This is a genomic window from Paraburkholderia podalyriae (genome assembly GCF_014397785.1).
GTDB lineage: Bacteria > Pseudomonadota > Gammaproteobacteria > Burkholderiales > Burkholderiaceae > Paraburkholderia > Paraburkholderia podalyriae.
Genome location: NZ_VZQQ01000018.1, coordinates 1 through 21320, shown reverse-complemented (window position 1 = coordinate 21320; position 21320 = coordinate 1). Strand labels below are relative to the sequence as shown.

Annotated in this window: 17 protein-coding genes and 2 pseudogenes; 5 read left to right on the top strand and 14 right to left on the bottom strand. The window is 65.3% G+C overall.

Going from position 1 to position 21320, the window contains the following annotated elements; all coding sequences use genetic code 11:
- Nucleotides 1-17: 17 nt before the first annotated feature.
- The 5 genes from bcsB to bcsD form a co-directional block, all read right to left on the bottom strand.
- A complete protein-coding gene (bcsB, locus tag F6X42_RS21610) occupies nt 18-2561 on the bottom strand; it encodes a cellulose biosynthesis cyclic di-GMP-binding regulatory protein BcsB (RefSeq protein ID WP_187636147.1) in 2544 nt (847 codons plus the stop codon).
- Nucleotides 2562-2564: 3 nt separating this feature from the next.
- Entirely contained in the window at nt 2565-4772 is a 2208-nt protein-coding gene (gene bcsA / locus F6X42_RS21605) for a UDP-forming cellulose synthase catalytic subunit (protein ID WP_187636146.1), read from the bottom strand.
- Nucleotides 4769-5557, bottom strand: coding sequence for a cellulose biosynthesis protein BcsQ (bcsQ, locus tag F6X42_RS21600; protein ID WP_187636145.1), 789 nt, complete (start codon nt 5555-5557; stop codon nt 4769-4771). Before bcsQ ends, bcsA begins: the two co-directional genes overlap by 4 nt.
- A complete protein-coding gene (gene bcsP / locus F6X42_RS45315) occupies nt 5557-6414 on the bottom strand; it encodes a cellulose biosynthesis protein BcsP (protein WP_187636144.1) in 858 nt (285 codons plus the stop codon). Before bcsP ends, bcsQ begins: the two co-directional genes overlap by 1 nt.
- 188 nt (nt 6415-6602) lie before the next feature.
- A complete protein-coding gene (gene bcsD, locus F6X42_RS21590; protein WP_187636143.1) occupies nt 6603-7058 on the bottom strand; it encodes a cellulose biosynthesis protein BcsD in 456 nt (151 codons plus the stop codon).
- A 354-nt stretch (nt 7059-7412) separates the two neighbouring features.
- On the opposite strand from bcsD, the gene F6X42_RS21585 reads away from it, so the two are divergent.
- Together F6X42_RS21585 and F6X42_RS45945 are read left to right on the top strand one after the other, a co-directional pair.
- Complete coding sequence (locus tag F6X42_RS21585) at nt 7413-9764, top strand: bifunctional diguanylate cyclase/phosphodiesterase (protein ID WP_187636142.1); 2352 nt, start codon at nt 7413-7415, stop codon at nt 9762-9764.
- Nucleotides 9765-9828: 64 nt separating this feature from the next.
- A pseudogene (locus F6X42_RS45945) lies at nt 9829-9939 on the top strand (homoprotocatechuate degradation operon regulator HpaR); the annotation flags it as partial.
- A gap of 8 nt (nt 9940-9947) precedes the next feature.
- Here the strand turns inward: F6X42_RS45945 and F6X42_RS21580 are convergent.
- From F6X42_RS21580 to F6X42_RS21570, 3 genes are all read right to left on the bottom strand, one after another.
- Entirely contained in the window at nt 9948-11096 is a 1149-nt protein-coding gene (locus F6X42_RS21580) for a DSD1 family PLP-dependent enzyme (protein ID WP_187636141.1), read from the bottom strand.
- Nucleotides 11093-11806, bottom strand: coding sequence for an HAD family hydrolase (locus tag F6X42_RS21575; protein ID WP_187636140.1), 714 nt, complete (start codon nt 11804-11806; stop codon nt 11093-11095). The genes F6X42_RS21580 and F6X42_RS21575 overlap by 4 nt, the downstream gene beginning before the upstream one ends.
- 99 nt (nt 11807-11905) lie before the next feature.
- Entirely contained in the window at nt 11906-12811 is a 906-nt protein-coding gene (locus F6X42_RS21570; RefSeq protein ID WP_187636139.1) for a LysR substrate-binding domain-containing protein, read from the bottom strand.
- A gap of 119 nt (nt 12812-12930) precedes the next feature.
- On the opposite strand from F6X42_RS21570, the gene F6X42_RS21565 reads away from it, so the two are divergent.
- Nucleotides 12931-14010 carry a hypothetical protein gene (locus F6X42_RS21565; protein ID WP_187636138.1) on the top strand — a complete coding sequence of 360 codons (1080 nt, stop codon included), beginning with the start codon at nt 12931-12933 and terminating at the stop codon, nt 14008-14010.
- Nucleotides 14011-14081: 71 nt separating this feature from the next.
- Here the strand turns inward: F6X42_RS21565 and F6X42_RS21560 are convergent, their stop codons facing one another.
- The 3 genes and pseudogenes from F6X42_RS21560 to F6X42_RS21550 all read right to left on the bottom strand — a co-directional run bounded on the left by F6X42_RS21560 (nt 14082) and on the right by F6X42_RS21550 (nt 16988).
- Nucleotides 14082-15485: an MFS transporter gene (locus F6X42_RS21560; protein WP_187636137.1), complete on the bottom strand. Its 1404-nt coding sequence runs from the start codon at nt 15483-15485 to the stop codon at nt 14082-14084.
- A 236-nt stretch (nt 15486-15721) separates the two neighbouring features.
- A pseudogene (locus tag F6X42_RS21555) lies at nt 15722-16270 on the bottom strand (MFS transporter); the annotation flags it as partial.
- A gap of 70 nt (nt 16271-16340) precedes the next feature.
- Nucleotides 16341-16988, bottom strand: coding sequence for a VTT domain-containing protein (locus F6X42_RS21550; RefSeq protein ID WP_187636136.1), 648 nt, complete (start codon nt 16986-16988; stop codon nt 16341-16343).
- Between the two features lie 151 nt (nt 16989-17139).
- Between F6X42_RS21550 and F6X42_RS21545 the strand changes: the two genes are divergently transcribed.
- Nucleotides 17140-17667, top strand: coding sequence for a GNAT family N-acetyltransferase (locus tag F6X42_RS21545; RefSeq protein WP_187636135.1), 528 nt, complete (start codon nt 17140-17142; stop codon nt 17665-17667).
- Between the two features lie 96 nt (nt 17668-17763).
- Here the strand turns inward: F6X42_RS21545 and F6X42_RS21540 are convergent, their stop codons facing one another.
- Together F6X42_RS21540 and F6X42_RS21535 are read right to left on the bottom strand one after the other, a co-directional pair.
- Nucleotides 17764-18822, bottom strand: coding sequence for an alkene reductase (locus F6X42_RS21540; RefSeq protein ID WP_187636134.1), 1059 nt, complete (start codon nt 18820-18822; stop codon nt 17764-17766).
- Between the two features lie 85 nt (nt 18823-18907).
- Nucleotides 18908-19210: an ArsR/SmtB family transcription factor gene (locus F6X42_RS21535; RefSeq protein WP_187636133.1), complete on the bottom strand. Its 303-nt coding sequence runs from the start codon at nt 19208-19210 to the stop codon at nt 18908-18910.
- 304 nt (nt 19211-19514) lie between these two features.
- Here F6X42_RS21535 and F6X42_RS21530 point away from each other — a divergent pair, with 304 nt between their 5' ends.
- Nucleotides 19515-20234 (top strand): response regulator, encoded by a 720-nt coding sequence (locus F6X42_RS21530; protein ID WP_187636132.1) that lies wholly within the window; start codon nt 19515-19517, stop codon nt 20232-20234.
- A gap of 459 nt (nt 20235-20693) precedes the next feature.
- Here F6X42_RS21530 and F6X42_RS21525 read toward each other — a convergent pair.
- The coding region (locus F6X42_RS21525) for a YadA family autotransporter adhesin (protein WP_222945667.1) at nt 20694-21320 on the bottom strand (627 nt) is incomplete at its 5' end.

The window sequence follows — 21320 nt, the reverse complement described above, 5'->3', positions numbered from 1 at the left end:
GAGTCATATCCGTTCCATCAGTCCTTCAGTCGACGCGCGGCGATCGCGCGCAGCGTCCGGTAGCACAAGCCCGCGAGGATCAGCGCGGCGAGCACGCCGCCGAGCAACAGCAGCAGCGGATGCGACGACAGCGCCCAGCGCAGATACTCCTGCGGCGACAGGCGGCCGACATAGTAGGCGGTGCCGTTCGACGTGATGGTGACGTCGCGGCCGTGGATCACGGCCATCGCGCCTTGAATCTTCGGCAGCACGTCGGCGTCGAGCAGCGCGGCGGACAGATCGGCGTCCGACGGGCCGGCCGCGCTGATCAGCGCAACCGCGCTGCGGCCTATGTGCAGCGGCGACTCGAAGCCGGTCAGCAGGGCCGCGCCGTTCGAGCTGACCATCGTCAGATCGGCGCGCGCGGGCGTGCGCTCGACGCCGCGCTCGCCGTGCCACCAGTCTTGCAGCTTGAACACGAGGTCGGTGAGCTGGAACATGTGCGCGGCGCCGTCGCTGGAGAACGGCATCGACTTCGACCAGCGCTGCAGCAGCGGCTGCTTGCCGGGCGCGCCGAACATCAGCAGGTCCTTCTCCGCGAAGCGATCGATGTCCGCCGCATGAGTGACGCTGACGCCCGCGACCGGGTAGCCGGTCGATTCGCCCATGCGGCCCATCGTCAGTAGATACAGGCTGTAGTCGCTCGCATTGGCGTCGTCCGGCAGCACGACGGCGGTCTCGGAGAGGTCCGCCATCCGCGTGAACGGGAAGCCGCTATTGGCGAACGCGGCCAGATCGGGCAGCGCCATGTAGTGCGGGAACGACGACAGGTCGATCGTCGAGTTCGGATCGATCGCGCCGACCACGTTCTGCGGCAGGCGGCCCGCGCATTCGCCGGTGTTCGGGATGTCGTAATAGAAGTGCAGGCGCAGCTGCGTGCGCGGCGTCATCAGCAGCGGCGGGATGCGGATGTTGCGGCGCGCGTCGGCGGTGCCGTCGGGCATGATGAGGTTGAAGTAGCGGCTCAGCTCGAACACCGACGCAACCCGCGCCGGAATCGGCAGCGCCTGCACGAAGCCGTTGTTCACGCTGATGTTCAGCGACGAGCGATCGCGCGCCGGCCGCACCGTGTAGCGGTAGCGCAGATCGATCGGCGCGCCGAGCGTGTGCCACATGAACAGATCGGGCGGCACCCGCATGTTGATGCGCACCGCGTCGGCGTCGTAGCCGAACACGGTCAGGTCTTTCGGATCGGCGAGCTCGCCGAAGCGCACGGCGCGGTTGGTCGGCAGCCAGTTCGGCGCGTCGTACGGCACGCGCGGCGTGATCTCGTTCAGCGACGTGATCGTCGCGCTCGCGCCGGACAGCGCGCTATGGCCGAGACCGAGCGACTTCGCGGCGGTCTTCAGCTCGGCCTCGTTGCGGCCGAGCACGAGCAGCAGCTTGCCGCGCGCGTTCGCGTCGCGCGCGACCACCGCGATGGTCGGCCCGGTGATCTCGGGAATCGTCACGCCGGCCGGGTGCTGGTCGCTCGTCGCGAACACGACCGCGTTGCCCGACAGCGGCGCGTCGTCGAACTGGGCGGGAAACACCGCGCCGCGATAGCCGGCGAGCGAGCCGAACCACGACGCGACGATGCCGGCCGCTTCGAGCGTGCCGTTGCCCGGCTTCTGCGCGAACACGAACGGCAGTTCGAGCCGGCGCACGTCGCGGCGGTCGAAGAACGGCTGCGGCAGCGCGGCCAGCTCCGCCTTCGTCGCGAGCGAAGAGTAGGTCAGGTCGAGCGAACTTGCATTGCTGATGGTTGCCCACAGCGACGAGTGCGCGGGGTCTTCGCAGGCCGTCGTGTAATGGCCGATCAGCTGCAGGTTCAGGTGGTTGAAGTCGGTGATGAAGCGCGGATCGATCGTGATGTCGCGCGCGACCAGCATGCCTGCCTGCTCGTGCGGCAGCGGCAGCGTCGCCGCGACTTCGCCGTTGACCAGCACCTTCAGTTGCGACAGATTCGCCAGCAGTGCGGGCGAGTAGCTGTAGATCAGATGCAGCGTCGCGCCGGTCACGACCTCGTCGCCGCGCACCGAGAACGCGATGCCGTTCTGGCCGTCGACACCGCGCAATTGCAGCGGATCGAGCGCGCCGAAGTCGGCGAACGTCAGCATCTGACGGCGGCGGCCCGGCACCAGCGTGCCAGGCTCGGCGGTGGTCGGCGTGCGCATGCCGAGCGCCTTCACCGACGAGGTCGCCAGCGCGGGCGTCGGCGTGGCGAGCGGGCCTTGGGAGATCGCGTTCGGATCGAACGGCACCGCCGCGCTCGGCGCGGGCACGTTGCCGACACCGGTCGCGACTTGCGCGGTTTGCGGCGCGCCGGCGGTGGCCGCCGGGGTGGCTGCCGGGGTGGCTGCTCCGGCCAGCGGCGCGAACGACGCCAGCGCGGTCTGCAGCGCGAGCCAGCAGGCGACGCCGCGCATGATTCGCCGCGAGCGCCACGAGCCGTGGCGGGCAAACCAGCGCGATTGGGGTCCAGTGCTGTTGCGCCCGTGAGCCGGGCGTTCGATATTGTCCTTCGCCATCCTGTCGCCCATAGATCAGTCTTTCGTTTTCAGCTTCTTGAGGTTCGCTGGACGGCTCCTGGCCGAACCGCGCAAGTCGTCGTACAGATGCTCGAACAGACCCGCGATGCCGCGCGCGCCGACCTTCAGTACGTGCGACAGACCGCGCAGCGGGGTGTCGTGCTCGCGCCCCTCGGCCCAGCCGGTCCACGCGTCCGCGCGCGCGAAGGTGGTCTTCACGAACTCGTACTCCTGGTCGCGCGACATCGACGAAAAGCGCAGCCCCACGCGTCCCGGCTCGGTAAAGCTGACGGTGGCGGGGAACGCGTACTCCTCGTCGCCGCGGAACAGCGACACGCTCACGCGCTCGTGCATCGGCACTTCGATGGTGCTGGGCAGCGCGACACCGACGCCGCCTTCCGAGTAGTCGATCGTTTCGCACGCGAGCGTGCGGCCGGTCGAGAACTTCAGCATCACGGGCATCTTCATCGCGACGCGCGGCACCGCGCGGATCTGACGGCGCTCGCTCGCGGCGGCCACGCTCGCGCCGAGGATCAGCATGTTGTAGCCGGTCCACGCGAGATTGAGCAGCGTGGTCTCGACGATGCTGCGCACGTGCCAGTTCATGTAGATGTGCACGAGACCCGCGAGGAAACCGAGCAGGTTCAGCAGCAGCAGGAACAGATACGGCCGCGAGATCGACCAGTCGAAGTAGCTCTTCTCGATCACGCCGCCCTTGGCCGTCACGTTGAACTTGCCGAGCTTCGGGTTGATCATCGCGAGCAGCGTCGGCGCGGTGATGTACGACGCGAGCACCGACTCATAGACCTCGGCCCAGAACGAATGGCGGAACAGGCGCTGCATCCGAGAGTTCGTGATGCTTGCGTGCATCATGTGCGGCAGCGCGTAAATCGCGATCATGCTGGCGGCCGCTTCGATCACATGCGCGCCGAAGAACAGATACGACAGCGGCGCGGTCAGGAACACGAGACGCGGCACGCCGTAGAAGAAATGCATCATCGCGTTCAGATAGCACAGGCGCTGGCCGATCTTCAGCCCCTTGCCGGTGAGCGGATTGTCGATGCGGAAAATCTGCGTCATGCCGCGCGCCCAGCGAATGCGCTGGCCGATGTGGCCCGACAGGCTTTCGGTCGCGAGGCCGGCGGCCTGCGGAATCGCCAGATACGCGGTGGTGTAGCCGAGGCGGTGCAGCTTCAACGCGGTGTGCGCGTCCTCGGTCACGGTCTCCACCGCAATGCCGCCGATCTCTTCGACCATGCTCCGGCGCAGCAGCGCGCACGAGCCGCAGAAAAACGTCGCGTTCCACAGATCGTTGCCGTCCTGCACGAGGCCGTAGAACAGCTCGCCTTCGTTCGGCACCTTTCGGAAGGTGCCGAGGTTGCGCTCGAACGGGTCGGCGGAGAAGAAGTGGTGCGGCGTCTGCAGCATCGACAGCAGCTTGTCGCGCAGGAACCAGCCGAGGCCGATCTGCAGGAACGAGCGGGTCGGAATGTGATCGCAGTCGAAGATTGCGAGGTACTCGCCGCTCGTGATCTTCAGCGCCTCGTTGATGTTGCCGGCCTTCGCGTGGCGATTGTGCGTGCGGATCGTCCAGTTCACGCCGACTTCTTTGCAGAACGCCTTGAACTCGGGGCGGCGGCCGTCGTCGAGCACGTGGATCGATATTTTGTCGGCCGGGTAGTCGAGCGCGAGCGCCGCGTAGACGGTCGGCTTCACGACGGCGAGCGGCTCGTTGTAGGTCGGGATGAACACGTCGACGCTAGGCCATTCGTCGCGATTGGCGGGCAGCGGCAGCGGCTTGCGCTTGAGCGGCCACGCGGTCTGGAAGTAGCCGAGCAGCAGCACGATCGTCGAGTAGAGTTCGGCGGACACCAGCAGCAGACCCCAGGCGGCGTCGAGCGGATGCTCCCAGTACGTCGTTTCGGTCAGGCGCCAGTACATGTAGCGGCCCGACGCGACGATCGACAGCATGATCATCACCATCGTCGCGTAGCGGCCGGGCAGCCGGCGAAACAGCAGCGCGAGCACGAAGCACAAGGTCGCGAAGCTCAGCTGTTGATAGAACTGGAGCGGCACCGAGAACACGAAATACAGCATGTACAGCGCGATCAGCGTGACGAGGCCGGTGACGATGCGGCTGTTCCAGAAGCTGGCGTCGATGAAGCGTTGGAACCGCGACGGCTCGCCGCCCTCGGGCTCGCGCGAGGAGGCTGGACTGCTCATGCGACGTTCCTTGGCTGGGCGGCGATCGCGTCGAGCGCCGCCATCAGCCATGCGCCGCATGCGCGGAAATCGGCAGCGGCCTGGCTCAGTGGATCGTAATGGATCAACGTGGCGTCGCAGGCAAGCGCCTCGCTGACGCCTTCGTCGAGATGGATCACGCCGGGGAACACTTTGCCGGCGAGCATCTGGCGCAGCACCTTCAGCACGTCCTTGGTCAGTTGGCGCGACTGGTCGATCTGGTTGACCACATAGCCGACGCCGCCGAAGTCCGCGCGCGGCGCGGCGTAGGTTTCGATCAGCCGCTCCATCTGCGGGATCGCGGCGTACGACGCGGCGTCGGCGAGCACGACGTTCAGCGCGAAGGTGGCCGCGCTCAGCGCGGTTCGCACGTAGGCCGACGAGCCGGGCGGCGTGTCGACGATCACGATGTCGGACGGGTCGAGCCGCAGGTGCTGCAGCGACTGCGCGAGCCATTGCGGATGCTGGTCGACATGTGCCTCGAAGCGGCGGCGGTCGTCCTCCAGCAGCGCACCGTAAGGCAGCACGGTCACGCCGTCGAGGCCGTCGAACATCACCGTTTGCCACGGGTTGCCAGAGAGTGTCGCGCGCGACAGGCCGTCGATGCTGTCGAGCGGCACGCCGAAGTGCAGACGCAGGGCGTTCTGCGGATCGAGATCGAGTGCGATTACGCGCCGGCCGCTGCTGGCGAGCACGGAGGCGAGATTGGCGGCGAGGGTGGTCTTGCCGACCCCGCCTTTGGCGGACACCACGGCAATGACTTTCATCAGCGACGCGGGCCGTTGGTGAGCCACGAGGCGAAGCCGTCGCGCACGGCGCCGGCGGGTGCCTGCGTGCGTTGGGCGGGCGTGCCGCGCAGACGATCGAACACCGAGTTCAGCGACGCGGTCTGGGGCGCGGGCGCGGTCGCGGTCGCTTGCGGCGGCGCAATCGGAGTCTGCACGGCAAACATCTTGCCGAGGATCGACGGCAGTTGGGCCGGTTTCGCGGGCTGGGCCGTATAGGGTTGCGTGGCCTGCAGCGCTTGCATCGATGGGGCCGGCGCGCGGAACTGGAACGCGGCCGGGAAGCTTGCGGGCGGCACCGCAGGCGGGGTCACCGGTACCATCGGCGCCGCGGCAACCGGTGCAACCGGCGCAACCGGCGCAACCGGCGCAACCGGCGCAACCGGCGCAACCCGAACATCCGACGCGGCAGCCATGCCCGACGGCGCGACGCCCGCCGCCGCGCGCGGGGCGGCCGCGTCGAGTGCATCGGCCGAACTGAAGCGCGACGCGCCGCTCGGCGTCGCCGGCTGGGCGGCAGCCACCGGCACCGGTGGAATGTCACGCCGGTGCGGGCGCGCGAACAGCGGCGCCTTCGCGCGCGTCACCGATGCGATGTCTTTCGGTGTCGTGTCCTGCTGGACGCCGGGCCGTGACGCCACGCTCACCGGCGGCTGCGCTGTCGCTTCGCGAAGCTGGCCGATTGCCGGAATGGCCGGTTGCGTCAGATCGAGCGTCACGAGCAGCGGCCAACGAGTGCGCGCGCTGCGCGCGTCGTTTTCGCGGCCGATCTCCTGGTACGCGTTGGCGTTGCCGCCGAATTGCTCGAATAGTTTTTCGATGTCGCTCGATGAACTCATGATGCCGTCGTCTGTTGCATACCGTGTATTTGGACTGCCGTCCCTGATTCCGTGTGGCGGCCGTATGACCGTCGCACGTTTCTTGCGTTACAGCGCACTACCTTGAAGCTGGTATGTCGTTCGCGCGTCGTGCATCTGGAGTCGTGCCGATGAGTCGCACGCACCGATGCGTGCGGAGCCGCCGTCGGTCAGGCGGGATGGCGGCCGAGGCGGAATTCGAGCGAGCTGTCCTCGCCGAAAGCGCGCGTCTGCACCACCGACAAGCCCTGCGCGCCCAACGCGCTCAACCACGTCTGGTAGGCGCCTTCGAGAAACGCCGGCGTCCACGCGAGCGCCGATTCGCCGAACGCGGGCAGCGGCGCGCAATAGTGAATGATGCGCAGCGACTCGACCTCATCGGCGAGTGCGACGTAACCCCAATCCATCTGATGCCAGTAGGAATTCAACGCCTGCTCGAGTTCGGCCGTCGACGCGCAGGCGGGCAGCGGATGCGCGAGCGCGAAACGGCTGCCGACGCGATGCATGAGCTGACGCAGCTCGTCGCGTCCGATTTGCGCTTCGAACTCGCTCGCCAGTGCGCTCAGCATGCCGCGCCATTGCGGCGAAATTTGGCGATCGAGCAGATAGTTGAGAATTGGGACCATGTTTTCCGGAAGTGGTCGCTGCCGCCGCTCAGGCGCGAACGTGACAGCCATTCGATATCGGAGTAGTTCGGCAATCGCGCGCCGTTTATGTCATTTCTACCGATTTGTCTAGTGTGTGGGGCACACATCGTCGGAAGTCTACTTAAGACATTAACTTTTAGCCACTTTGCGGTGGCAAGCTTTACGTTTAGTGATGCGCATTGGAGACACGTCAATGCGAAATTTGCGCTGCATCAAATAAATTGAAACATCGGCGTCATACGTCGTCTTACGTTAGACCTAAATGTTTGTCGAACCTAGGCCGATAACCATTGGCGGAGTGACCGGAAACCCAGCGTGATCGATCAGCCTTCTATGTCAGCCATCCCGACGCAGCCCCTGCCTCGGCCGACCATGCGCGAGCGCTTTCACCGGCGCTCGCTCGACCTTCAGCGGCCGCTTTCCCTCGTGACGATGGGCTTCACGGTGATCGCGTTCCTGTGCATGGTCACGGCGCGCGAGCTGGTCGGCGCCCCGCCCGCGCCGCTCGGCTACCGGCTGCTGTGCGCGCTCGTGCTCGCGCTGCTGGTGCTGGCGATCCCGCGCACGAAGTCGACGGCGTGGTTCGGCGCGATCGGCGTCGCATACATGCTGGTGCTCGTCGGCGGGCTCGTGTTGAATGCGCGCGGCCTCGCCGATCCGCTGACGTGGCTATTGCCCGCGCTCGTCGTGATACCGATCTGCGCGGCGCCGCTGTGGCTCACGCCCATGCATTTCTTCACCGGGAGCGCATTGTTCTACGCGGTGGCCATCGCGCTGCTGCTCGGCAAAACGCATTCGCCTGAGGTCGACGCGGCTGTATGGACGTGGGTCATCGCGATCGGCGCGCCGACTGCGGTGGTGTTCCATTTCGGCTTCTACCGTTTCCGGCACAATCACTTTCTGCTCGAGACCCAGCTCGCGCAGCTCGCCGCGACCGATCCGCTGACCGGCCTGCAAAACCGCCGCGCCTTCGTCAAGCACGCGGAGGGGCGCCTCGCGACGCTAGCGCCGGGCGCGCGGATCAGCGCGATCTTTGTCGACATCGACAGCTTCAAGTCACTCAATGACCGCTTCGGCCATGCGGTCGGCGACCAGGCGCTGTTCCAGGTCGCGCAGGTGTTGAAAGACGCGGCCGCGCTTTACCATAGCGTGAGCCGCATCGGCGGCGAGGAGTTCGCGTTGCTGCTGGAGGACGATCTCGCCGGCGCGCTGCAACTCGCCGAGCGGCTGCGCGTCGATATCGCCGCGATCGAACGGCCGGACGGCTGTCTGACCGCGAGCTTCGGCGTCGCCGAGCACCGGCCCGGCGAAACCTTCATGGTGCTGCTCGATCGCGCGGACGAAGCGTTGCTGCGCGCGAAGCTGACGGGCCGCAACCGTGTCTGTGCGGAGCGCGCGCCACCGTTCGACGCGCTGCAGCCACCGTTCGACGATATGTTCGCGCCACGCGCCGCGGACCACGACCCGAGCGCGGGCGCGGCGCGTTATCGCTGGGAAGACTTCTATCTGATCTCGCACTTCCAGCCGCTCTACAGCCTGTCGCATCAGAAGCAGGTCGGTTTCGAGGCGCTGCTGCGCGGCGAGCAGGACGACGGCACGCTGGTGCCGCCGGTCGTGATGTTCGCGCCGAAGCCGTCGAGCGACGAAGGCGCGCTCGACCGCGCGAGCCACGCGGTGCATCTCGGCAACGCGCATCGCGCGCTGCCCGGCGATGCGTGGCTGTTCCTGAACATCCTGCCGGCCACCTTCATCGCTGACGGCTACGCCGACCAGTTGACGAAGATCGTGCGCGCCGCGGGGCTCGAACCCGAACGCGTGATTCTGGAGATCCTCGAATCGCATGGCGGCAGCGTCGACGACATGTCGCGTGCGGCGGCGGGCTATCGCCAGCACGGCTTCCTGATCGCAGTCGACGACTTCGGCGCGGGCCAGTCGAATCTCGACCGGCTGCTGCGGATCCGGCCGGACATCGTGAAGCTCGACGGCGAGCTGATTCGCTCGACCACGCACGGCACGCAGCAGCCGATCCTGCCGAAGCTCGTGTCGCTGCTGCATCAGGCGGGGATGCTGGTGGTCGTCGAAGGTGTCGAGACGACCGAGGAGCTGATTCTCGCCGTCGAATCGAATGTCGATTTCGCGCAGGGCTATCTGCTCGGCCGGCCTGCTGTCGAGATCGCGCCGCCCGAGTCGGTGCATCGCCAGATCGACGAAGCGTTCGACGTGATCGCGCAAGGCCGCGCGCATCAGCATGCGCTGTTCGAATCCGAAGTGGAGCCGTATCGGCTCGAACTGCTGCGCGCAGCCGACCGCTTGCGCACCGGTGTCGTGATGGACGACGCGTTCGCAGTGCTCGCCACCTTTGGGCGCTGCATCAGTTGCTTCATTCTCGACGACACCGGCCGGCAGATCGATCACGAGGTGCGCGGACCGGCCTGGGTCAAGGACGCCGCGTCGCTGCAGCCGGTCGCGAATCCGCGCGATGCGCGCTGGGATCATCGGCCGTACTTCCGCAATGCGGTGCTGCTGCCCGGCGAGGCGATCACCGGCAATCCGTATCTTTCGCTCGCGAGCGGCCGGCCGTGCATCGCGGTGACACTGGCCGTGCAGCTGGCGAGCGGGCGCTGTGTGATGGGGGTCGAGCTGGATTGGTCGGCGCGTGGGTTGCCTTGGCCGGCGGGGGAGTAGGGGAAGTAGAAGGCGGCGCCGTCGCCGGCCTCGACGCCGGGCGTCTTATCCGGCACGACCACGGTCGCTGACGGACACGAGCGTCGAACTGGTGCGCGTGATTTCGAAGGGTCTCGACGCGCACTATCGCGAGCTCGACGATCTGCTGGCGGGGTTGTCGGAAGAGGATGAGTGACGCGCTGACTACCAGCCGTAAAACCGCTGCCACTCGACGCTGCTGCCGTCCGGCGCCACCGCGTGATACTCGGGGAACTGCGCGCCGGTCGCGCACGCGTGGTTCGGCAGGATGCGCAGTTTCATACCGATGGGAAAGTGCTGTGTGATGTCCTCGATCTGTGCGTCGGCTTGCGGATCGCCCCGAGCCGCCGCAAGAATCCCATGCTCCTGGTTGGCGCCGCTGATGACATAACCGGGCAGCAACGTGCCGTTGAGCAGACACGGCTGCCCATAGCCGAAATCATGCGACTGCCGCGACGTGCTGCGATCGCGGCTTAGCGCCATCCAGCCCGCGTCGAGAATCGCCCAGCCCTTGTCTTCCTGATGACCGATCACGGTTGTCAGTACGCTGAGCGCGATGTCGTCGAGCATGCAGACGCCCACGTTGTGCATGACCAGATCGAACAGCACGTAGACGCCGGCTCGCACCTCGGTGGCGCCTTCGAGATACCGCGCGGCGAGCGCCGTTGGCGTCGAGCCGACGCTAACGGCCGGGCACGCGATGCCCGCCTCGCGCAATCGTTCGGCGGCGCGCACGCAGCCCGCGCGTTCCTGCTCCGCGAGCGCGGCGAGCGCTTCGGGCGTATTCAACTCATAGCTCGAACCCGCATGGGTCATCACGCCGCCGACCTTCACGCCGTTCTCGTGCAGAATCCGCCCGACGTCGAGCAGCGTCTGCTGTTCGGGCTGGATACCCGAGCGATGTCCGTCGGTATCGACTTCGATCGAGACCTCGAACGATTCGCCGTGCTGATCGCCGAACGCGGCAATCGCCGCGGCGGCAGTCGGATTGTCGACCACGAGCTTCAGATCGCAGCCCTGGCGGCGCAGCGCGAGCGCGCGCGGCAGCTTCGCCGGGACCATGCTGACGGCGTACAGGATGTCGCCGATGCCGGCCGCGAAGAACGCTTCGGCTTCCTTCAGCGTCGACACCGTGATGCCGCGCGCGCCGGCGGCGATCTGCGCGCGCACGACGTCGAGGCACTTGGTGGTCTTCACATGCGGCCGGAACGCGACGCCGAGCGTATTCATCTTCGCCTGCATCCGCGCGATGTTCTTCTGCATCCGCGCGACATCGATCAACGCGGCCGGGGTTTCGATCTGTTCGAGTTTCATGCTTGCACCTGAGGAGCGAGGTGAGGTTGAGGGATTCGGTGCCGACGATCGCGGCCGAAGCCTGCGAGCCACGGCACTAACTGGTCGAGCGATGCCGCTTCGACCTCGGGCGGCTGCGCTCCCGCGACGAGCGGCAGGCCGACGTGGTTGTGCCAGTAGGTCCGCAAACCGACGGCCGCGGTGCCGAACATGTCATAGCTCGATCCGGCGACGAACGCGGCGCGCTGCGGCGCGACGCCGAGTTTGTCGAGCGCGAGGCGGTACGGTTGCGGGTCCGGTTTGTAGACGCCCGCTTCCTCGGCGGTCACGGTCGCGTCCCAGCGCACCGGCAACAACGCCGCGGCCTGCGAGCCGAGCCGTGTCGAGCAGTTGGTGACGACCGCGAGCTTGCAGTGCGGTGCGAGCGCGCGCAGCGCGTCGAGCGCGCCGGGCCACGGCGTCAGGTCCAGCCAGTTCGCTTCGAGCGCGCTCGCGGCCGATTCGGGTAAACCGACTTGCGCGGCGGCCTCGCGCACCAGTTGTTCGTAGCGAACATAGCGGCCGCAGCCGTACGTTAGACGCAGATACGCGGCACGCCATGCGCGGCCTGCTTCGTCGGAGCCTGCCGCGCGGTTCCATGAGGTCCACGAATCGAGCAGGGCGGTTAGCAGATCGAACAGGACCGCGTCGGGGTAGGCTGGGGCGTCGGTGCAATGAGCGGCAGCAGTCATGATTGCCCGTGAGCCGGCTGTTGACGATGAATCGATTATAGGTCCGCGGTGATGCGTCCGCATTCAGGCAGGTTGATTCTTGGATTCAGGCCAACTGAATCATCGCCGCCACGGTGGCGACGGCCTGAAGCGGCCTTGCAAATACTGCATGAAATGGCGAGTGCGCGCGGGCAGCCCTGCGCGCTGGTGCGTGAGCGCGATCACGTTCGCGTCCGGCGTTTTCCAGCCCGGCAGCAGGCGCACGAGTTTGCCCTTCGCGAGGTCGTCGGCGACGTCCCATTCGGAGCGCAGAATCACGCCTCGCCCCTCGCAGGCCCATTGGCGGATCACGTCGCCGTCGTTGCAGCTCAGATGCGCGGACACGCGCACGCTGCGGCGCGTGCGGCCCTTGCTGAACTGCCACAGCGACACGTCCTCGTTGTTTTCGCGCAGTACGATGCACGGCAGCCGGCTCAACGCATCCGGCGATTCGGGTTCGCCGATTCGCTTGACGAGCGCGGGCGCCGCGCAGACGAAGCGCGCGTTCGGCGCGATCGTATAGCCGACCAGGTTCGACAGCGGCAGCTCGCCGATATGCACGACGATATCGAAGCGCTCGAGCGTTTCGGTCAACGGCCGGTCGGATAGCGTCAGCGCGACGTCGATATCGGGGTTCTGCTGCTGAAACTCGCCGATCAGCGGCGCCAGATGACGTCGCCCGAAACCGAGTGGCGCATTGATCTTCAGCGTGCCGACGAGGCCGCCGCGGCGAGTCTGCAGATCGTCGAACAACGCGTCGAACCGCTCGATCAGCTCGGCGCCGCGCTCGCACAGCAGCAGGCCTTCGTCGGTAAATTGCAGGCGGCGCGCGCTGCGGTTCACGAGCTGCGCGCCGAGCTTCTTTTCAAGTTGCTGCAGGCGCTGCGTGACCGCCGACGGTGACAGCGCGAGTCGTCGCGCGGCGGCGATCAGGCTGCCGCTTGCGCGCAGCGTGAGCAGGAAGCGGATATCGGCCGAATCGTTCATGAGTGCAAGGTGGGTGCAACACGGGGAGCGTGGAATCTCGCAGCATAATGCGTCCGGATCGATCACAGGGTAGAGTGGCGCTTCCGGTCTATTGATTCGAACCTTGGAAGAGAAGTCCCATGCCGTTGCCCCATGACTCGTCCGCGAGCGACTCCGCGCCCAACAGTCCGCTGAAACAGGCGGTGTTTCTGCACACGGGCTGGCGCAGCGCGGGCACGTGGGTGTGGTCGCGGCTGCGCGAACTCGAGCGCGCGGCCGGTTTCTACGAACCGCTTAGCAACGTGCTCGCGGATCTCAAACCCGCCGATGTGCCCGCCTCGCGTCCAAGCTTGACCTCGGGACACCCGCCGCTCGCCGCGCCGTACTTCGACGAATACCGGCCGTTTCTGCGTGAAGAGGCGCGCGGCGTGGCGGGTTACGACAGGCGCTTCAGCATCGATCGCTTTACGCGCGAGCCCGATGCGACATTCTCCTCATTGCAGGCGTATCTGCGCGCGTTGAGCGAACCCACGATCGAGCAAGGCCGCGTTCCGGTCTTCAAGTTTTGCCGCACGGGCGGCCGTCTGCCGTGGCTGAAGCGCGCGTTCGGGCAGGCGTTGCACGTGGGCGTGCTGCGCAATCCCGCGTCGCAGTTCGCGTCGGGTTGGCTGCTGCGGCAGCAATGGAGCAATGCGTTTTTTGTCGCCGCGCCGTTTCGCGTGCTCGGTCTGAATCAGATGGACCCGTTGGTGCGCGAAGCGATCGGCGTGTGCGGCGTGCGTTTGCCGCCGCTGCCGTCGATGGCGGATGACGCGTATGCAGTCGCGTGCGAGCAATTCGCGCGCACGGTGGACAGCGATAACGCGTATCGCGCGTTCATCGTTTTGTGGATCCTCTGCGCGCTGCGCATGGGCGAGGGCGTGGATCTGCTGATCGATATGGACCGGCTCGGCGAGTCGCGCGATTACGCCACCGGTTTGCGCGCCGCGTTCGACGCGCAATGCGACTTGTCGCCCGACTTCACGAGTGCGCGCGATCTGGTCGTTGAAACGCGACGCAGCGCGGCGCGCATGACGGGCATCGACGGCGGAGCGCTGCGCGCCGTGCACTCCGCCGCGCTGAAATTTCTGAAGGCGCAGGCGGGCATCGACGCGGCCTTCACCGAGGTGGTCCGCCAGAAGATGGTGCTGGCGAACGAGCTGACCGAAACGTGGCGCTAGCCGTGCGCCGACACCGCCGCGCGATCAGGTTGCCGCGCACACCATGATCGGGCTGTACGCGCGCAGCGGGCTCAGGCAGCTGCCTTTTTCGCTTCGGCCATGCTCTGCGCGCGCATTGCGTCGTAGCTGAGCTTGTCGATCGGCACGACGTTCTTTTCGCCGAGGTCGCTGAGCCGCACACGGAAGTTCTCACGCGCGCTCCATGCGGCGATCGCGCAGACGATCGTGATCGCGAACGTGATCGCGCCGATCGTCAACGGCACGTTGTGCGATCCCGGCGGCGCGACGTAGGCGAACAGGGCAGGCAGCAGCGCGGTGATCGTCGTGCCGATGTTCTGGCCGATTGCCATCGCGGACACGCGCGAACGCGTTGGGAACAGTTCCGGGTAGAAGCTCGGGAAGATCGCGTTGTAGCCTTGATAGATGACGCCCCACATCAGGATCGACATCACCATCGCGAGCGGCACGTTGCGGATGCTGATCGCGTACAGATACGCGAAAGAAAGCAGCCCCGCACCGAGCGAGCCGGCGATGATCGGCAGACGCCGCCCGATCCGGTCGGACAGATTGCCCACGTACGGAATCACGAGCACCGCGACGATGTTGCCGATCACCGGGATCCACAGATACAGGCTCTTCGAAAAGCCGATGCCGTATGACGGCTGCACCGCGTAGGCCGCGCCGAAAATCGTCGCGACGACCGGGATCACGTTCATCAGCGAGCACAGCACGACGCGCAGCATGTCGTCCCAGTTGTACTTGAACGCTTCGATGATCGGCGAGCGCGGCACGGCGCCGCTCGCGTCTTCCTTGGCGAACGCGGGCGTTTCCTCGACTTCGCGGCGGATGATGTAGCCGGCGATCAGCACGACCGAACTGAGCAGGAACGGAATGCGCCAGCCCCACGAGTTGAACGAGTTGTCGTCCATGAAATAGGCGAGCGGCAGGAATATTGCGGCGGCGAGAATCTGACCGGCCTGCACGCCTTGCAGCGTAAAGCTCGCGTAATAGCCGCGTCGCCCGAAGGGCGCGTGTTCGAGGATCATCGAGCTGGCGCCCGAGATTTCCCCGGCGACCGCGAAGCCCTGGATCAGCCGCAGCACGACGAGCAGCACCGGCGCGAGAAAGCCGATCTGCTGATAGGTCGGCAGCAGACCGACTGCCATCGTCGACACACCCATCAGGAACATGCAGACGAGGAGGACGTTCTTGCGCCCGTGCGTATCGCCCCAGTGACCGAGTACGAGTGCACCGATCGGCCGCGCGACGTAGCCGACGCCGTAGGTGGCAAGCGATGCGACGATCGCGATCCTGGGGTTGCCGGAAGGAAAGAACAGCTGGGGAAAGATCAGCGCGGCGGCCTGCGCGTAGATGAAGAAATCGTAGTACTCGAGTGCGGAGCCGATCCAGCCGCTGGCGGTTGCCTTGCGCGTCTGTGAGCGATGCCCGCTACTTGCCGATGCGTTCGTTTGCATGACGTCTCCTGATGGGAAATGTTTTTGTCAGCGTCTATGGCTGGATCATTGGCGTCTTTAAACGGGCGTCGCGCAAGCCAGGATTTTCCTGAATGGGTGAGCCACGGCCACGGTGTCCCGGGCATTGGATTCAATCGGGCTGCAAACCGGCGGCCATTGCCCAAATGATCCGCATCGGGTTTCCCAGCAAGGGGTTGACGTGTGGGCGGTATGCGCTGGTTGCCGTGCCGCGGCGCTCACACGCTCGAAGCCGTATCCTCTTCCGCCTCGTCCGGCTCGCTGCGCTGAACCGTCGTGACGGAGTCGGGAATGACCGTGGCCGTAACGGGACGCGGGTCTTCGATGCTGTAGCGCAGGCGCCAGCCTTCGCGATAGAAGCGCAGTTGCCGGTATCGCATCAGATAGACAAGACCGACGAGCGCCGCGCCGAAGCCCGATGCCGCGCCGACGCCGAGCGCCCAGCGCGGGCCGAAACGGTCGGCGACCCAGCCGACTACCGGCGCGCCGAGCGGTGTGCCGCCGAGCGCGATCGCGAGCAGAATCGCGATTACGCGGCCGCGCATCGCGGGCTCGGTCGTCAGTTGCACGAGGCTATTGGTCGAGGTGGTGAAGGTCTGCGTCGACACGCCGATCGCGACCAGCACGATCCCGAACAGCACGTAGTTCGGCATCAGCGCGGCCGCCGTGCAGCCGATGCCGAACATCGCGCCGGCGCCGAGCAGCAGCCCCATCGTGGGACGCGCGCGGCGCGCGGCGAGCAAGGCGCCGGTGACGGAGCCGATCGCCTTTATATCTCGCCCGGGTCAAGTTTTAAAGCGTCGGGGGGCCGTACGTCCGGGCACCGACGCGGTGGCCTCAACGCGCCCGCATCCGCCGGGTGAAAAAGCGCCATACCGCGCCGCCGACCAGCATCGCGCCGCCTAGTGCGAGGCCCAGCAGTACGAGCGAACTCAGATGCTCGCGCACCACCGGCACGTTGCCGAACAGATAGCCGGCCGCGATCAGCGAGACGACCCACAGCGCCGCACCCGCGGTGACGAACGCGACGAAGCGCGAGAACGTCATGCGCGACACGCCCGCGGCGAACGGCGCGAACGTGCGCACCACGGCGATGTACGGCGACAACAGGAAGGTCAGGCGGCCGCGCGTCTCGCTGAAGACGTGCGCGCGGCGCAGCGCATCGCGATTGAGCCAGTAGTAGTTGCGGGTGTAGACCTTGTCGCCGACCACGTGGCCGATCGCATACCCGACGATGCTGCCGGCCACCGTCGCGACGAACAGCACGGGCGCGATGATCCACACGTTCAATGCGCCGGTGGCCGCGAGCGCGCCGCAGATGAAAATCAGCGGATCGCCGGGCAGGAAGAACAGCGGCAGAAAGCCGTATTCGACGAACACGACGACGAACAGCAGTGCGTAGATTGCCGTGCCGAATTGCACGATCAGCGCGCTCAGATGCTGGTCGAGGTGCAGCGCGATCTGCAGCACATTCATTAAATTCATGTCGGTGTGGGGCTCGGGTGGCGTTCGGATGTGATGAGTGTAGTCCCGTGAGCGTGCGGGGAGGACGCTTGCGCGAGTTTATGTCGTTTGCCGCTTGTCGAGGTCGCGGCGCCGATGTCAAACTCGGACGGTCCTCATCAGATGCAACGCCATGCTGCACGACTGCGCGATCACCTTCCGTTTTGCCGCGCCGCACGATGCCGAAACGATTCGCGCGATCGAATTCGAAGCGGGTCTGCGTTTCGTCAGCGTCGGCATGACCGGCATTGCCGATGCGCCGCCTATGGCACGCGAGATCGTCGAGCGCAAGATCCAGGCGCGCGAGATCATCATTGCGCTCGACGAACACGCGGCCTGCGCAGGCTTCGTGATGTTCGAGCCGCAGCCTGCGCGCATTTACGTTCAGGAGATCGACGTGCTGACCTCGCACGCGGGCAGACGCATCGGCGCGGCATTGATCGACGAGGTCGCGCGAATCGCGCGCATGCGGCAACTGACGCAACTCGTGCTGTCGACGTATCGCGACGTGCCGTGGAACGCGCCGTACTATCGGCGGCTCGGATTTCGCGACCTCGACATGTCGGAACTCGACGCGGCGTTGCTCGCGCGGCGCGACGCGCATATCGCGCGCGGGCACGATGAATCGAAACGGGTGTTCATGCGACGCGATCTTGTCTAGCGCACAAAAAGCGGCGGGCGTGACTCAAATTCAGTCACGCCCGCCGCTCTGCGTTGCAATTCCATACAGCGGACATGAGTCCGCTGTCACTGCCGATTACACCGTTTCCAGCGCCGGGTAATCGGTGTAGCCGAGTTCGCCGCGCGCATAGTACGTCGCCGGAACCGGCTTGTTTAGCGGCGCATCTTCAGCGAAGCGGCGCACCAGATCCGGATTCGCGATGTACAGCTGGCCCCAGGCCACCGCATCCGCTTCGCCGGCGTCGAGCACATGTTGCGCGGTTTCCTTCGTGAATTTCTCGTTCGCGATGTACGGGCCGCCGAACGCTTGCTTCAACTGCGGGCCGAGGCGGTCGTCGCCGAGCGCTTCACGTGCCGCGATAAATGCGATCTTGCGCTTGCCGAGTTCGCGCGCGACATAACCGAACGTTGCGGCCGGGTCGGAGTCGCCCATCGTGTGCGCGTCGCGGCGAGGCGCGAGATGCACGCCGACGCGGTTCGCGCCCCACACGCTGATGCACGCGTCGGTGACTTCGAGCAGCAGACGCGCGCGGTTTTCGATCGGGCCGCCGTAAGCATCGGTACGCCTGTTGGTGCTGTCCTGCAGGAACTGGTCGAGCAGATAGCCGTTCGCGCCGTGCACTTCGACGCCGTCGAAGCCCGCGGCCTTCGCGTTTTCCGCGCCCTTGCGGAACGCTTCGACCACACTGGCGATTTCATCGGGCTCGAGCGCGCGCGGCGTCACGAACGGACGCTCAGGACGCACGAGGCTCACATGACCGCCCGCCGCGATCGCGCTTGGCGCGACCGGCAGCTCGCCGTTCAGGAACACCGGGTCCGAAATGCGGCCGACGTGCCACAGCTGCAGGAAGATCTTGCCACCCGCGTCGTGCACGGCTTGCGTGACGAGCTTCCAGCCCTCGACCTGCTCCTGCGACCAGATGCCCGGTGTTTCCGCGTAGCCGACGCCTTGCGGCGTGACCGACGTCGCTTCGCTGAGGATCAGGCCGGCGCTCGCGCGCTCGGCGTAATAGCGTGCCATCAGCGTGTTCGGCACGCGGATTTCCTCGGCGCGCTGGCGCGTGAGCGGCGCCATGATGATGCGGTTGGGTAGCGTGATATCGCCAATTTGCAGCGGATCGAAAAGAGTGGGCATGAGAGTTCACCTTTGGCGGCGGGCAGGACCCGAGCCTCAAAAAAAACTGCGTGAAAAAGGAAACGCGGCGATGCGAATGCGGCGCTCAGAGCTTCGTGTTCATGTATTCGAGGAACGCCTGAATGACGGGCTCGTTGCGTTTGAAAAACACCCATTGACCGACCCGTTTCGACGTGACGAGCCCCGCGCGCTGTAACGCGGCCAGGTGCGCCGACACGGTGGACTGCGACAGGCCGCAGCGCGCGTCGATCTTGCCCGCGCACACGCCGTGATCGAGCGGCAGTTCCTGATCGGCGAAATGCGCGTGCGGCTCGCGCAGCCAACCGAGAATCTCCCGGCGAACCGGGTTGGCCAGTGCTTTGTGGATCGCGTCGAAATCAGGGGTCATGGGATGGGTTCAGGTGATTCGACAACCGGCACGCCGGGCGGCGTGCGCGCAATTGCATCGCTACAGGACGAATCATATATCGGTATTTAACGATACGGGCGAAGGCACTACTACGAATGGGGCGATAGCTGGCGACACAAAAAGGTGGGAGCGGTCGCGTCGCGCGTGTTGCAGGAAAATTTAAAGTCCATACGGCGACGTAATGAGTTAAAAGCCTTACATATTTGGCTGCAATAAGCGAGGGATCGCATAACGTGAAGGTATACCCGTTGAGCATTCGCACCTTCAGGTGACTATCATAGTGATGTCCTATTTCAATCAAGTTGACAATATGGCCGCTTCCGAGATTCGGGTCATACTCGCTGATGACCACCCCATGATGCTGATTGGTATCGAACACGAGTTTGCGGAGGTGAGCACGATCCAGCTGGTCGGGACAGCGAGAAACTCGACTGAACTGATCGCGCTTCTCAACAGCAAGCCATGCGACGTTCTCGTATCCGATTACGCGATGCCTGCAGGCGAATACGGCGATGGAATTGCTCTGTTTTCGCTGATCAAGCGCCGGTACCCTGACCTCAAGATCGTCGTTCTAACGATGCTGGACAATCCGGCGGTAGTACGTGCGCTCGTGATGCAAGGTGTAACGTGCGTCGTGAGCAAGTCCGATGCTGCCACCCACCTTATCCCCGCCGTTCATGCCGTGCATCACGGCGGCAAGTACTATTCGCCGACAATCAACGAGATCGTCCAGTCGATCGACTGGAACCGGCGTGGCAGGGGCTCCTCGGACGTCTTGAGCCAGCGCGAATCCGAAGTTGTACGTCTCCTTGCGTCTGGCCTGACAGTGAACGAGATTGCCGAACGCTTGAGTCGCAGCAAGAAGACCATCAGTACCCAGAAGTCGAAGGCGATGGAAAAACTCGGTATCGAACGAGAAATCGATCTGTTTCGATATGCGTTGGAAAATGGAATGGTGACTTCGTCGCAGAAAACATCGGACAGTCCTCCCTCCACCGAATGAACACAGGAAGCGATCCTGCGCTGAACGCATGCCTGCCTTGCGTCGCGGCGGTCTTGATGTCAAATATTTCTGAACCGCGTTGACTGCCAGGCCAGCCTTGACATTCAGCAGAAGACCTCGGCTCGTTGGACTTTGCTAAGGCAGCCGTGCCGCGCTGCGCGGCTCGGTACGACGCTGAGCATGCTGGCGGTCCCGGAGAGGGCAAACCGCTGAGAGCGGATCAGCAGCGCATCCGGCAACTCCAGGCTGAGAACAATTGAGTTGCCGCGTGCAACTCACTTCCCCTGTCCGAATCAACTCGACCGCTGGAGCCCGATCGCTGCAACGCTATCCCGAGGCACGGCAAGTCGCCACGGCAGGTTGTAGAAGGGCATTTCAATTACCACTTTGTGCCCACGAGAGAAGCCTGGGCTCGTGAAGAAGCGGGAAAGGGCACACATGTCCCTTCCCGCCAACTGCTTACCACTGATACGAGGCACCGATCCCGGCAGTCGTGCCACCGGCAGACATGCCGACACCCGCTTTCACCTTGATGTTGTTCTTGATGCGAGCCGTACCGCCCAGTGCGATAGCTTGATAACCGTTGTAGGTCGCTGCCCCGATACCGAACGACACTTTCTTGCCTTGATCGACTTCCGGAATCATCGTCAGCGCGGTGGCTGCGGCGATTCCCGAGTAGGCGTTCCTGGCCAGATTGTTGACCGCCTGGTTGGTCGCGTTGATACGCTGATCGGTGTAGTTGTTGGCCTGCTGAACGCCTTGTGCGACCGAGCTGTTCATCTGACCGACGTTGACTGCGTCCGTGTCCGCCGTACCCGCTGCGACGTTGGTGATCTGGCGTTCGTTACCCGCCGAACCCACCGATACCGAGTTATCGCGATCCGTCACCGAACCCTGACCCAACGCCACCGAGTTCGCATTGCCAGCCTGCGAGCCGGAGCCGATCGCCGTCGAGTTGACGCCGGTTGCCGCCGCATTTGAGCCCACTGCCACCGCGTTGTCTGCTGTTGCACTGGCGTTTGCCCCGGCCACGGTGCTGCCCACACCGGTACCCGGCGTCGCCGCATTGGCCACTGCGTCATTGTT

Coding starts and splice junctions, on each gene's coding strand:
- bcsB (WP_187636147.1), bottom strand. CDS start 2,561: ATGGGCGACAGGATGGCGAAGGACAATATCGAACGCCCGGCTCACGGG.
- bcsA (WP_187636146.1), bottom strand. CDS start 4,772: ATGAGCAGTCCAGCCTCCTCGCGCGAGCCCGAGGGCGGCGAGCCGTCG.
- bcsQ (WP_187636145.1), bottom strand. CDS start 5,557: ATGAAAGTCATTGCCGTGGTGTCCGCCAAAGGCGGGGTCGGCAAGACC.
- bcsP (WP_187636144.1), bottom strand. CDS start 6,414: ATGAGTTCATCGAGCGACATCGAAAAACTATTCGAGCAATTCGGCGGC.
- bcsD (WP_187636143.1), bottom strand. CDS start 7,058: ATGGTCCCAATTCTCAACTATCTGCTCGATCGCCAAATTTCGCCGCAA.
- F6X42_RS21585 (WP_187636142.1), top strand. CDS start 7,413: ATGTCAGCCATCCCGACGCAGCCCCTGCCTCGGCCGACCATGCGCGAG.
- F6X42_RS21580 (WP_187636141.1), bottom strand. CDS start 11,096: ATGAAACTCGAACAGATCGAAACCCCGGCCGCGTTGATCGATGTCGCG.
- F6X42_RS21575 (WP_187636140.1), bottom strand. CDS start 11,806: ATGACTGCTGCCGCTCATTGCACCGACGCCCCAGCCTACCCCGACGCG.
- F6X42_RS21570 (WP_187636139.1), bottom strand. CDS start 12,811: ATGAACGATTCGGCCGATATCCGCTTCCTGCTCACGCTGCGCGCAAGC.
- F6X42_RS21565 (WP_187636138.1), top strand. CDS start 12,931: ATGCCGTTGCCCCATGACTCGTCCGCGAGCGACTCCGCGCCCAACAGT.
- F6X42_RS21560 (WP_187636137.1), bottom strand. CDS start 15,485: ATGCAAACGAACGCATCGGCAAGTAGCGGGCATCGCTCACAGACGCGC.
- F6X42_RS21550 (WP_187636136.1), bottom strand. CDS start 16,988: ATGAATTTAATGAATGTGCTGCAGATCGCGCTGCACCTCGACCAGCAT.
- F6X42_RS21545 (WP_187636135.1), top strand. CDS start 17,140: ATGCTGCACGACTGCGCGATCACCTTCCGTTTTGCCGCGCCGCACGAT.
- F6X42_RS21540 (WP_187636134.1), bottom strand. CDS start 18,822: ATGCCCACTCTTTTCGATCCGCTGCAAATTGGCGATATCACGCTACCC.
- F6X42_RS21535 (WP_187636133.1), bottom strand. CDS start 19,210: ATGACCCCTGATTTCGACGCGATCCACAAAGCACTGGCCAACCCGGTT.
- F6X42_RS21530 (WP_187636132.1), top strand. CDS start 19,515: ATGTCCTATTTCAATCAAGTTGACAATATGGCCGCTTCCGAGATTCGG.